Origin of the sequence: Chryseobacterium sp. FH1, assembly GCF_000735135.1 — a bacterium.
Classification (GTDB): domain Bacteria; phylum Bacteroidota; class Bacteroidia; order Flavobacteriales; family Weeksellaceae; genus Epilithonimonas.
In genome coordinates this window covers 229902-242102 of sequence record NZ_JPLZ01000002.1, presented here as the reverse complement: position 1 = coordinate 242102, position 12201 = coordinate 229902, and the positions used below count along the sequence as shown (strand labels likewise).

Here is a 12201-nt window from a genome sequence, read left to right as displayed (position 1 = left end):
TACATAATGGACTACACAATTTCTTTGCCAATCTATGTTAAAATTGTAGTTGTGAGATTTAATATTATATAAAAACAAAAACCACCACATTTCTGTGATGGTTTTGCTCCTCTTGCTGGGCTCGAACCAGCGACCCTCTGATTAACAGTCAGATGCTCTAACCAACTGAGCTAAAGAGGAATGTTTCTTTTTGCTTTAAGCGTGTGCAAATATAGAAACTTTTTTAAAAACTCCAAAACTTTTTTTGAAACTTTTTTTAATTTTTTTAGCCTATAGCTTGCACTATCAGCTTAACTATATCATTTCCAAATATTAACGCCATTAGCCCCAACAAGAAAATTACACCCACCATTTGCGCATTTTCCAAAACTTTCTGCGGAACTGGTTTTCTTGTGATGATCTCCCACAATGTAAACAGAACGTGACCGCCATCCAAGCCTGGAATCGGAATCAAATTAAGGAATGCCAACCAGATCGAAAACTTAGCCGTAAAAGACCAAAACTGTTGCCAGTTGATAGACAGGTCGCCATCTTTGGTTTTGTCCACGTGCATATTGTTTACGATCGCAATGGGGCCACCAACTTTTTTGTAACCTTTGATGGTTTTGTTGAAGATCAATTTGAATTGCTTTACCTGATAAGTCAAACTCTCAATAGTTCTTGTGTAACCTCTGCCAATGGATTCCGCAAAAGTAAAATGATTTAGCGTCATCATTTTTTTGTAGGCTTTGTAGGAGTTAACTCCAATTTTTCCTTCTTTGTCTACAGGAATCGACAATGGAACCAAAGTCTGCCCACGCTCAACAACAAAATCAACGTTTGAGCCTGCTTTTTTGGAAACGATCGGCGCTAACTCATCGTAGTACTCGATTTTCTGATTGTCGATGCTCACGATCTTATCGCCAATTTTAAGACCTGCATCCAGCGTTGGTTTCTGTATAATTGTGTCAACCGTTGGCGCAATTCTCGGCATCAGGAAAGCTTTCGGAACGTCTGCTTGCAACACCATCGCTTTTCCTTCGTCGCTAGTTGGGAAAGTCACTTCTTTTCCGTTTCTGAGAACAGTAATGTTGTCACTCAACAAAACATCCAAAGATAATTTGTCAAAATCCTTTTGCGATTTGCCATCAACTTTCAAAATCTTATCGCCGTTTTCAAAACCCATTTTCAAAGAAGGTTCAGAATAGTACATCTTGCCACCAAGTCGGTTGGTATCGTAATTTTCTTCGCCATAGAAATAGGATAACGAACCGAAAATCAACCAAGCCAAAAAGAAATTGACCGTTACACCACCAAGCATGATGATCAATCGTTGCCAAGCCGGTTTTGCGCGGAATTCCCAAGGTTCTGCCGGTTTTTTCAATTGTTCCGTGTCCATACTTTCGTCCACCATTCCGGCGATTTTCACATAACCTCCGAATGGAAGCCATCCGATTCCGTATTTCACACCTTCGTGTTTTCTCCAGTCGTTGTCCGGAAGTTTTGAAACATCGATAGGGACCAAAACGGTTTTCCCGTCGATTTCAACTTCTTGTTCCGTCGGTTGGTTTTTAGAAAGGAATTTATATTGCCATTTTCCGTTGATTTTTTTCATCGCGAAAATGGAAAAATACGGGTCGAAGAATAAAAAGAATTTATCTACTTTGGTTTTGAACCATTTCGCTGGCAAGAAGTGCCCGATTTCGTGTAATGTTACAAGGATAGAAATGCTCAGTACGAACTGAAATATTTTTAATGCTAATTCCATTAATATGTTTTAAAATTATAAGTAGGCAAAGGTAATCAATTAGTAAGAAACTTTACCAAAGTAAAATTGTTGTCAGAAAGTCATTTTCAATCTCAGAATCACCGTTTTTATTTGGGCAGCTTTATCCGCCTTCCACTCCCAATCTTTTTTGCAGACGATTTCATTTTAAATAGAACTTGAGATGACGCAAAAAAGGATTTCCGTTCAAGTCGGGCTGCAGATTCAGTAGACAAACAACAATTTGTCCCAAAAACACAAAAAACCGAATAACCTTTCTAAAAACAAATAGTAACTATAAAATCATTAATTTTAAATCTTAAATCAAAATAGAAATTATGTCAAATATTCAAATGATAATTGAGGAGCGCGCCGCAGATATTGGGAATTTTTTGGTTGGCAGATTGTTGCCGTTTTCCCAGAAAAGAAGTGTTGGACCTTTTGTTTTCATCGACCATATGGGGCCCGCGGCACTCAAAGATTATGAAAATCTGGATGTTCCACCGCATCCGCACATCGGACTTTCCACGTTGACTTTTTTGTTCGAAGGAAGCATTATGCATAGAGATTCCATCGGGACAGAAATTGAAATCAAAGAAGGCGCTGTGAACTGGATGACCGCAGGAAAAGGCGTTGCACACTCCGAGAGAACGCCGGAATATCTTAGAACCACCGACAAGAATCTCCACGGATTGCAGATTTGGGTCGCTTTGCCAAAAGAATTGGAAGATATGGAGCCGGAGTTTTTTCATATCAATAAAGAAGACATCCCGAGCTGGAAAGACAATGGCGTAGATTACAAATTGATTGCAGGCGAAATCCTCGGTCGCAAATCACCGGTTCCCACCTATTCGCCACTTTACTTTCTGGAAGTGAAAAATACATCTGTGGAAGATCAGGAAATCATTCTTGGGGATTACCTTTTTGGTGAATCTTCTCTTTATATATTAGAAGGCAACATAGAAAGTGAAGGCAATCTTTACAATCCGAAACACATCCTAATCGCGAAAGATGCAAAACTTTGTCATTTCATTTTGAAGCCAGAATCTACGGTTTACATCTTCGGAGGCGAGCCATTTCCGGAACCTCGGAACATCTATTGGAATTTCGTTTCCTCAGAAAAAGAAAAAATCGAGGTAGCCAAAACGAGATGGGAAAACCACGAGTTCCCGAAAGTCATCAATGATGACGGCTACGTTCCGCTTCCGCCACAGCATAAGAATCTTAAATTAAAATAGACGATGAAGAAACTTTTAACCATAACCTTTTTAGTAACTTTAACTTCTGTGAACTCGCAAGTTCACCGGTTTTACTATGAATTGACCTATAAGCCAAACAAAGATTCTGTAAAGACAGAGAAGGAAATGATGGTCTTGGATGTTGCAAAAGATGAGTCGGTTTTTTTGCCTTATAAGCAACTACAGTATGACTCTTTGTTAACAGCCAGCATCAAAAAACAAAAAGAATTAGGTTCTAGTTTTGATATGTCAAAGTTTGCGAATCCTCCGCATCTTGGTTTTAGAATCATTAAATTGAAATCAGGAAATCTCAATTATAAAGATATTGTCGGGGTTTCCGAAAATTACAACTATAATGAAAATCCAGATTTGAAATGGGAAATCTCATCAGATAAAGAAAAAATAGGATCTTATAACGTGCAAAAAGCAACAACAGATTATGGAGGAAGAAGTTGGACGGCTTGGTTCACTTCGGAAATTCCGATTCAAGATGGTCCTTATAAATTTTCAGGTTTGCCCGGTCTGATCGTTAAAATGGAAGATTCTGGAAAAAATTTCATTTGGAATTTGGAAGGCAATAAAAAACTAAAACAGAACATCAATTCCAACAAGCTCAATTATCTTGAAGAACAGGGAATGATATCTAAAAAAATCACAAAGAAAGCTTTCTTGAAACGCCAGCAGGAATATAGTAACAATCCGATGGGACAGATGATGCAAATGTTTGATGAAAAAGATGCGATACTAATGAAGAAACTAAAGGAAGAAGAAACCCGACTTAAAAAGCAGATTTCATCTTATAACAATCCGATTGAGATCAATTAGATACAAACAAAAGCATTCCAAATTTTGGAATGCTTTTCCTTTTTCTTGGTTGCATCATTTTAATATTGATTAAATGAAAAAATTGCAGGTCTGTATGTAATAAAAGCTTTTTCTGAGTTGTCATATTGATAACTAAAAAATTAGTCGTAAAATGAAAAAACTACATTTAATCATTATCCTTATTCTATCTATCAAAGCTTTTGCACAAACTGTGAATGACTTAAAAAATAGAGGCATATCGGAAAATGAATCGTTTTATATCAATCAAATTGATTCTGTAATTGCAAAATCTTATGAAAGAGGTTTATTCAACGGAAATGTCCTTGTTGCTAAAAATAATAAAATCATCTATCAAAAATCATTTGGTTTTACTAATGAAACAAGACAGACAGCTCTAACTGAGAAATCAATATTTAACATTGGCTCTATCGCAAAGGAATTTAATGCAGTTTCCATAATGATTTTGGTTGAACGAAACCTTCTGAAGCTTGATGACCCCATTTCCAAATTTAATTTAGGGTTACCAAAGTGGGCTGAGAAAGTCACCATACGTCATCTCATTAATTATGCCAGTGGTATTCCTAAAATAGAATCAGGCTTGACTACAGTAACCGATGAAGATGCTTGGAAAATTTTGAGAAGCAGTGATAGCTTATTGTTTGAACCAGGAACCAATTACAAGTATGACAATGGCAACGTATTTTTGCAAAGAAGAATCATCGAAAAGGTAAGCGGAATGTCATTCCAAGAATTTGTCATTAAAAATATTGTCAAACCTTTGAAAATGACAAATTCGGTTTTTGACCCCAAATCTGGTTATAAAAATCGAACCTCTTGCTATGATTTTGACAATGTCAGATGCCCGGAAATGAATTTCATTAGTGGATGGCTTTGGGTTGACATCAATGATTTATACAAATGGATTGATGCGATGAATCATAACCGTTTAATATCCAAAGAATCCTTTCAAACGCTGTTGAATAATCCCTACGCCAAAGACGAAGGCGGTTCACTTGGTAGATATTTTGAAAAGGAAGAATTGCAAAGGCACAATGGCGTTTCGTATAAATTTGAATCCATCTTTTTAAACGATTTTAAAAATAATATGACGATAATTCTAGTTTCCAACAACCTCAATAGAGTTTGGGATTTGGGACATATTGTACACGATTTGATGTTAGGGAAAGATTATAATATTCCTAAAAAATCTGTTTATCAAGCGATAAGAAAGGAATCTCTCAAAGATGTGAATAGAGCTGTTGAGCATTATTACTCACTCAAAGAAAAATCTAAAAATGACTACAGTTTTGAAAACTCAGGTGAACTTAATAAATTAGGATATGAACTGTTAAGACTGGGAAAAAATGATGAGTCCATAATCATATTCACATTGGCCACAGAAGAATTTCCTAAAGATGCTAATCTATTCGATAGTTTGGGAGAAGCCTATTTTACCAATAAGCAGTACGATTTGGCATTAGGCAGTTATACAAAAGCGATCAGTCTTGGTGGAACCAATGGAAATGCAGAAAAAATGATAGAAAAAATCGAGAAAGAAATCCGTAAATAAAATTTCCCCAATTATATAAAACAAACAAAAGCATTCCAAATTTGGAATGCTTTTGTTGTTAATATAAAATAGGGTATGATTATGAAATCAAATTAATAAGCAGGATTCTGCGGGAAGTTTTTGTTTTGATTAAGGTCTATCACAATTTGTGGGATAGGTCTAAGGATCTTTAAATTTCCACCATTTCCATTGAAGTTTGCAGCACTTGGAATTTTGTAATTGTGAAGAACTGCGCGCTCAACCAATTTTCCAGTTCTTTTCAGGTCAAACCATCTTGTGTATTCGCCCAGCATCTCTCTACCTCTCTCGTCCAAGATATAGTCGATGTTGAATTCACCAACTGTTGCAGGCGTTACGCCGGCTCTTGTTCTCACGGCATTCAGTCTTTGTAAACCTACAGAAGGATTTCCAGCTTTAAGATAAGCTTCTGCTGCAACCAAATAAGTTTCTCCCAATCTTGCAGTGATGATGTCTCTTGTGCTTACAGGACCTGTAGTTGCCGGAGTAGTTGTTGATGGATCATCAAATTTTTTCACAGGAATTGTTTGGGCATCAATGTTTACTATTAAAGTATAAGCGGCAGAGTATGTTCCCCAGTCATGATAGACAAATAACGAAGATAATCTGGAGGCATTAGCTGTCATCCAAGCTGCTTTGTCTGCCGCAGTGAACCATTTCGGCGCATAGAAATGACGAACCTTCAAATTCGCATCTCCGGCGTTTCGATAGTAAGGGTAATACAGGATTGTTTTATCACCTTGTTTTAATTCTAATATCTCGGTCATAAAAGTTGCATTCCATCTTAAGTCGCCTTTTTCAAAAAGACCCAGGGCATAATCTGTAGGACAAAGATTGTAGCTTCTAAGTGGCGCACCTGTTTCTGCAGCGCCTCCTAAGTAGGAACTAAAAAAATAGAATTGTTTATTCCCAAGTGTAGTAGGAGACGTAGAGGTTGATGCCAGATCATATTGAACAGAAAAAATGGTTTCGGCTGTTAGATCTTTATTTGAGGGCATAAATATTTGGTCGTATGGAACAGATAGTGCTTGTCCTGCAATTGCGGCATCTGCATAGGTTGCCGCTGTTGCAAAGTCTGTTGGTTTTCCAAAAGTTTCATACCCTCTAGTTAGATATACTTTCGCCAAAAGGTCATTTACCGCTCTTTTGTTTACTTTTCCTGTGCTGCTATAGGCAGATGTTCCAACAGTTGCAAGAGATGCTTCCAACTCTGCGATGATGAAATCATAAACTTGCTCTGCAGTGTTTCTGTCAAATTGAAGCACAGGCGAAGTGAAGTTTTCTGTCACAAGAGGAACGCCTCCGTAAGTCTGAACCAACAAGAAATAAGCATTCGCTCTCAAAAATCTAGCTTCTCCAACCAAAACTGGAAGATTTGCAGTCTGCTGTGTAACCGTAGAATAATAGATCGTTTTGTTGACCGACTGTATCAGTTGATAGCAAGTGGTGTATAGTTGTTCTACGCCTTCTGCCGCTGGTATCAGCTGGGTATATTGGCTGAGTCCTGCCGGTTCTGGAGCTCTTCCTTCTGCATACATATCTGTTCCTGAAACAAACAACCAAGGATCGCCGCCGTAGATTCCTTTTTGCCATGCGTAGTTTGTGTTGACGAGCAATTGGAAACCTGCCGCTGTTTTGTAAGTGTCATCTGCGGAAACGAAAGATAGGTTATCTTCCTCTATAAAATCATTGCAAGAAGTGAATAAAGTGGCAATGATACCTAATATGAATATTGATTTTTTCATGAGATTTAATATTTTAGAATTTAGCACTTAAACCAAATTGAGTCGTAATAGAAGCCGGTCTGTTGACACCGAAGGGTGATGCTGCCCATTCTGGATCGTAACCATCAAATTTTGTGAACACAAATGGATCCAGAACGTTTACATAAATCCTTAAAGAATTGATTTTCAAATCGCTCAATAAACTATTGCTGAATGTGTATCCCAAAGATATGTTTTTAACTTTTACAAAAGAAGCATCTCTGTAGTATCCCATTCCAGAAGCCCAGAATGCACCAGCTCCTGTTGCTTGCGGTCCTGGTCTAGGATTTTGATTATTTGGGTTAGCCTCTATCCCTGCGCCGTTGGTTGGGATGAAGTAGTCCATTGCAATTTTTTGTCTTCCTCTATCGGTGACGTTTGCAAAGTTGGCATGAAATGTACTATAAACTGTTTGTCCTTGATTAGTAATTACTGAGAAGTTAAAGTCAAAGTTTCCAAATGTCAATTTATTGTAAAAACTACCTTGCCACTTTGGTACAGAGCTACCAATGACAGTTCTGTCGCTTGCATCAAATTTACCATCACCATTTAGATCTTTTATTTTTGCCATTCCTGGATTTTGACCAAATGTTGCGGCTATTGCGGCTTCGCTTTCCTGCCAAACACCATCGTAAACATAATTATAATTTGGATTCAAACTGCTTCCAAGAATTAAGTTATTTCCAATATCGCTTACCTGATTTTGACCATAGATAGAAACCAGCTCGTTCACATTTTTAGTGAATGTAAATGTGGTTTCCCAAGATATCTTCTGGCTTTGGATGTTTTTAGTTGTTAATAAAACTTCAACCCCTTTGTTACTTACAGATCCCACGTTAGAGAAGGTGTATCTCCAGCCCGTTTCCGCTGGCAATTGTTGCTGATAAATCAGATCTTTAGAAAGTCTGTCATACACATCTACCGTACCGGTGATTCTATTTCTCAAAAACCCAAAGTCTAAACCGAAATTTAGTTCACGCGTCTTCTCCCAGGTTAGATTACTGTTCGCCAATGCTTCAGTTTGCCATCCGGACACTAGATTTGCGCCGTTTGCATAAAAAGTTTGCTGATTAAGATAGGCTTGTGTGGTATAAGGATCTACATTGTCGTTTCCTGTATATCCCAAACTGGCTCTTAGTTTCAAATCAGAAACAATGTTATTATTTTCCAAGAAAGATTCTTTGCTAATTCTCCAACCTAATGCAACGGATGGGAAGTTGGTCCATTTGTTACCTTCGGAAAGCACAGAAGAACCATCATATCTTGTAGAAGCAGTTAACAAATACTTGCCTTTGTAGGCATAATTCAATCTTCCTGCAAATGAGTTTAAGGTTTTCTTATCATAACCTGAGTTTATTTGAAAGCTGGTCTGAACGCCAGATCCTAAATTATAGATGCCGGTGTCAAATGGCTGACCATTTGAATACGAGTATGATGATACATTCTCTGTATAGTACTGACTTTGTAGCAATAGTAAACTGAAATCGTGATCATCTCCGAAGGTATGCTTCATGTCAATTTGATTGTCCCAAGTGTAGTTAAAGTTGTCCATTCTTCTGATGGAAGAAGATCTAAGACCTGATAAAGCTACTCCAGCATTGGTTTCTGCTCCATAAGCAGCGCCAAGCTGAGTATTAGTAAAACCTGTGGCGAATGTTGTTTTAAAGGATAACCATTTTTTTGCCTGATATTGAAAAAAAACATTGGCTATACCTTGCCAGACTCTCTCAGTTTGACTAGAATTAGCGATTTCACTAAGTGGGTTTGGAGTACTTGTTTTATCTATTGCCCAAGTTCCATTAGGGTAAGTTAATTTGCCCGGAAGAAAAAATCTTGTCCCTACAAGTTCGTTCCCATTGGCATCTATCGCCCAAGGCGACATCAATGGACTAAGCCTGAAAGCTTCTTGCATAGCGAGATCACTCCCTAGTTCCGTAGTGATTTTTGCAACAGTAATGTTTGCTCCCGTTGAAAATTTATCATTGATTTTATGAGTGATCCCTAGTTTCAAATTGTACTTTTCCTGAGAATCATTATCAATCAAACCTTCGTCTTTTTGAACTCCGAACGCCAAATTATATGCTAGCCCATTGTCAGACCTTCCAGAGAGATTTAGATAATGGTTTTGCATTGCGCCCGGTCTCAGGACTGCATCGTACCAGTCAAAACTATATCCAGCATTTGCCCTTTGAACCATTACGGGGCTTCTAAGACTGTACAAGTTGGCCAATGCTTCTGCCGTTTGAGTCGCCGGAGAAGCGCTCATATAGGCAACTTGATGAAACTTCCACCATTCAGCTCCAGTCATCATCTTTGGCAGTCGTGTTGCGTTTTTAACACCATAAGATGTATCAAACTGTACAGAAAGTCCTCTTCTAGCTGATGAACCACTTTTTGTTGTCACGATTACAACGCCACTTCCTCCTCTTGATCCATATATTGCAGCAGATGAAGCGTCTTTTAAAACATCCATTCTCGCAATATCTCTCGGGTTTAGGAAATCAATATTATCCATTGGAACACCATCTACAACATACAAAGGACTACTGCCAATCAAAGAATTGTTACCACGAATCACCATGCTGAATCCGTCTCCTGATCTACCTGTATTAGAATTAATGTTTACTCCAGGTGTACTACCTTGGATGGCTTCCAATGGGCTTGTTGTGTTTCTTTCCTCAATCGTTTTAGAATCAATCGTGTTTACAGATCCTGTAACGTCTGTTTTCTTAACACTACCGTAACCAACGATAACAACCTGCTCAATCTCTTTTGCGGGACTGCTTACGGTGTCGCTTGGAATAGTTTCTTGGGCAAAAGCAACTGTTGATGAGAATAAAAAGAAAACTGCAATTTTTTTCCGAAAATGTAAACTTGTTTTCGTGAATTTTTCTTGTGGCATAATTCTGAGTTTTTCATTAAAATTTGAATTCGATGCAATCGATTGCACAGCACTAAAAAATGTTTTTTCTATATTAACACTTTTTCAATATACTGTTACATATATGTTAACACAAACAATATTAATTTTATAAAGTGTTGATTTTCAACTTGAAAAATTTTGAAGCATTAACAGATTTTATGTGTTTTAATTCAAAAATCGTGGATTATCATAAAAAATTGTGATAAAAAAATCACTCAAAAAACAAGTGAGAAATGAAAATTGCATAAAATGTTGAAAAAATGATAAAAATCATTGTTATTTAAAAGGTTCATAAAAACTCAAAGGTTTGCTTATCAAAAAATACATAAAACGGCCATTTTAAATACTAATATTTTTTTGAAACAAAAGCCTTCAAAAAATATTTTAAACCCCAAGAATGCAAGAATCAAACACAAAAAAAAGCATCCGAATTATCAGATGCTTTAATATGATTAAATTTTTTGATTTAGAATGAATAAGAAACTCCGAAACTCCCGTTGTTACCCGCTTCTACAAAGGCTCCCCAATTTTCTGTGAAAAAATATCTGGCGCCAATATAAACGGCCAAACCAAAGTTTCTGCCGGCAACACCAACGTTAGCGCCTGGATAGATGTCTAATTCTGCCGGCAAGGCCAACGTCTCCTGCAAGTGGAAACCTACTCTGGCAAACACAAATGGATTGTCATCATCTTCATTAAAGTAAACATTTGCGCCTCCACCTACAGAAATCAAACTGGTCAGTCCATAGTCATAAGTTGCGGTAGGGCCGGTTCCAAATCCCCAGACATTGATTCCACCTTGTGCTTTCTGGTCGCCAGCGCCTGTCCAAGCCTGTGAAAAGCCAAATACACTCAAATTAATTGCTGCAATTGCAAAAATCTTTTTCATAAGCAAATCTCTATTTTTTTTAATGATTATCATCGTTACAAAAACCTTGCTGAGTTTTAACAGCTTCGAGAATTTTAAAGTATTGATTGAAAATTCTATGGTCACCTTGCACCAAATTTTAGCATTGATGTACTATGATAATTCGTTTTAGTCAAGTTAAAAATATAGTTACAGAAACGGATTTTTTCAGACTTTATTTCTTTTGCCACCAAATGAAAACAGAAGGTAAAATAAAAATGGCAAAATAAAAATACTTCCCAACAGCAAAGCCCAGGCCAAGGCTTCAATCGTTTTTGACGCCGCACTTTCATCAAACAAAGACAAAGACGAACCATTGGCAAAAAGGATGACGTCGGGATTATGCTGATAAGTGGCTGCTACCAAAATCATCACAATTTGGAAACCTCCCAAAATCCTAACAATCAGAAATTTACTTTTTTTGATTGCCTCATTGGTGAAGAGTAAACTAATGGTTGCCAATGTAATAGCAATGATTCCCAATGCTTTTGAGAAAATCCATTTCAACAAAGGAATATCAGAATAATAAGCACTTACAAAAACTAAAATCCCAGTAACGACAACATAAAGCGCCGTTTGTCTGGTTTTGCGAATCATAATGGGCAACGCATCGTTGTCTTTCGCCTCGTGCAGAATGAAAAGTGATGCCAGATAAGCACACAACGCCACGGTGAAAAGTCCCACGCAAATCCCAAAAACATTAAGCCAACTATAAACATACAAGCTCAAGAAATCCTTTGCTTCCGTATCAATTGAGCCAGAGATCGTGGCCGCCGCAATGATGCCCAAAAACAAAGGCGTCAACAAACTGGAGTAATAAAAAATCTGAGTATAAAGTTTTTGCCAACTATCGTCCACTGCATCGTAGTTTCGGAAGGTGAAAGCCGTTCCCCGCGCAATGATTCCTACCAGCATCAAAACCAATGGGATATGAAGATAAGTGGAAACACAAGTGTAGATTGTGGGAAAACCGACAAAAAGGATCACAACCGCGATGATCAGCCACATATGGTTCGCTTCCCAAATCGGTGCAATCGATTTCAGCATTATGGTTCTGGTCTTGTCGCGGTAAGATTTTCTCGAAAACAATTCGATGATTCCCGCTCCGAAATCCGCACCTCCAGTGATGAGGTACAAGCAGATCGCCACCCAAAGAAATGCAATTACAACGTATATCATTTTGAATTTTTTAAATCATTAATTTAATTTTTCA

The 12201-nt window shown here is 37.6% G+C and carries 8 protein-coding genes and 1 tRNA gene; 3 read left to right on the top strand and 6 right to left on the bottom strand.

Annotated elements, in window-relative coordinates:
• Positions 1-106: 106 nt before the first annotated feature.
• Positions 107-180 (bottom strand) — tRNA-Asn (locus IO90_RS02400).
• 85 nt (positions 181-265) lie between these two features.
• Positions 266-1747 carry an RIP metalloprotease RseP gene (rseP, locus tag IO90_RS02395; protein ID WP_034963563.1) on the bottom strand — a complete coding sequence of 494 codons (1482 nt, stop codon included), beginning with the start codon at positions 1745-1747 and terminating at the stop codon, positions 266-268.
• Between the two features lie 335 nt (positions 1748-2082).
• Between rseP and IO90_RS02390 the strand changes: the two genes are divergently transcribed.
• The 3 genes from IO90_RS02390 (at position 2083) to IO90_RS02380 (ending at position 5377) form a co-directional block, all read left to right on the top strand.
• Positions 2083-2982 (top strand): pirin family protein, encoded by a 900-nt coding sequence (locus IO90_RS02390; RefSeq protein ID WP_034963562.1) that lies wholly within the window; start codon positions 2083-2085, stop codon positions 2980-2982.
• Between the two features lie 3 nt (positions 2983-2985).
• The gene (locus IO90_RS02385; RefSeq protein ID WP_034963560.1) at positions 2986-3807 is read left to right on the top strand and encodes a GLPGLI family protein; all 822 of its coding nucleotides are present in this window, start codon (positions 2986-2988) and stop codon (positions 3805-3807) included.
• A 151-nt stretch (positions 3808-3958) separates the two neighbouring features.
• The gene (locus IO90_RS02380; protein WP_034963557.1) at positions 3959-5377 is read left to right on the top strand and encodes a serine hydrolase domain-containing protein; all 1419 of its coding nucleotides are present in this window, start codon (positions 3959-3961) and stop codon (positions 5375-5377) included.
• Between the two features lie 92 nt (positions 5378-5469).
• Here the strand turns inward: IO90_RS02380 and IO90_RS02375 are convergent, their stop codons facing one another.
• From IO90_RS02375 to IO90_RS02360, 4 genes are all read right to left on the bottom strand, one after another.
• Complete coding sequence (locus IO90_RS02375; protein WP_034963555.1) at positions 5470-7140, bottom strand: RagB/SusD family nutrient uptake outer membrane protein; 1671 nt, start codon at positions 7138-7140, stop codon at positions 5470-5472.
• Between the two features lie 13 nt (positions 7141-7153).
• Positions 7154-10060 carry a SusC/RagA family TonB-linked outer membrane protein gene (locus IO90_RS02370; protein WP_081871758.1) on the bottom strand — a complete coding sequence of 969 codons (2907 nt, stop codon included), beginning with the start codon at positions 10058-10060 and terminating at the stop codon, positions 7154-7156.
• Between the two features lie 487 nt (positions 10061-10547).
• Positions 10548-10970 carry a DUF6646 family protein gene (locus IO90_RS02365; protein WP_051878266.1) on the bottom strand — a complete coding sequence of 141 codons (423 nt, stop codon included), beginning with the start codon at positions 10968-10970 and terminating at the stop codon, positions 10548-10550.
• 186 nt (positions 10971-11156) lie between these two features.
• Positions 11157-12167 carry a cytochrome d ubiquinol oxidase subunit II gene (locus tag IO90_RS02360; protein WP_034963552.1) on the bottom strand — a complete coding sequence of 337 codons (1011 nt, stop codon included), beginning with the start codon at positions 12165-12167 and terminating at the stop codon, positions 11157-11159.
• Positions 12168-12201 lie beyond the last annotated feature (34 nt).

Bases quoted from the DNA above. Each gene is read 5' to 3' on its own strand.
- rseP (WP_034963563.1), bottom strand. From the start codon at position 1,747: ATGGAATTAGCATTAAAAATATTTCAGTTCGTACTGAGCATTTCTATC.
- IO90_RS02390 (WP_034963562.1), top strand. From the start codon at position 2,083: ATGTCAAATATTCAAATGATAATTGAGGAGCGCGCCGCAGATATTGGG.
- IO90_RS02385 (WP_034963560.1), top strand. From the start codon at position 2,986: ATGAAGAAACTTTTAACCATAACCTTTTTAGTAACTTTAACTTCTGTG.
- IO90_RS02380 (WP_034963557.1), top strand. From the start codon at position 3,959: ATGAAAAAACTACATTTAATCATTATCCTTATTCTATCTATCAAAGCT.
- IO90_RS02375 (WP_034963555.1), bottom strand. From the start codon at position 7,140: ATGAAAAAATCAATATTCATATTAGGTATCATTGCCACTTTATTCACT.
- IO90_RS02370 (WP_081871758.1), bottom strand. From the start codon at position 10,060: ATGCCACAAGAAAAATTCACGAAAACAAGTTTACATTTTCGGAAAAAA.
- IO90_RS02365 (WP_051878266.1), bottom strand. From the start codon at position 10,970: ATGAAAAAGATTTTTGCAATTGCAGCAATTAATTTGAGTGTATTTGGC.
- IO90_RS02360 (WP_034963552.1), bottom strand. From the start codon at position 12,167: ATGATATACGTTGTAATTGCATTTCTTTGGGTGGCGATCTGCTTGTAC.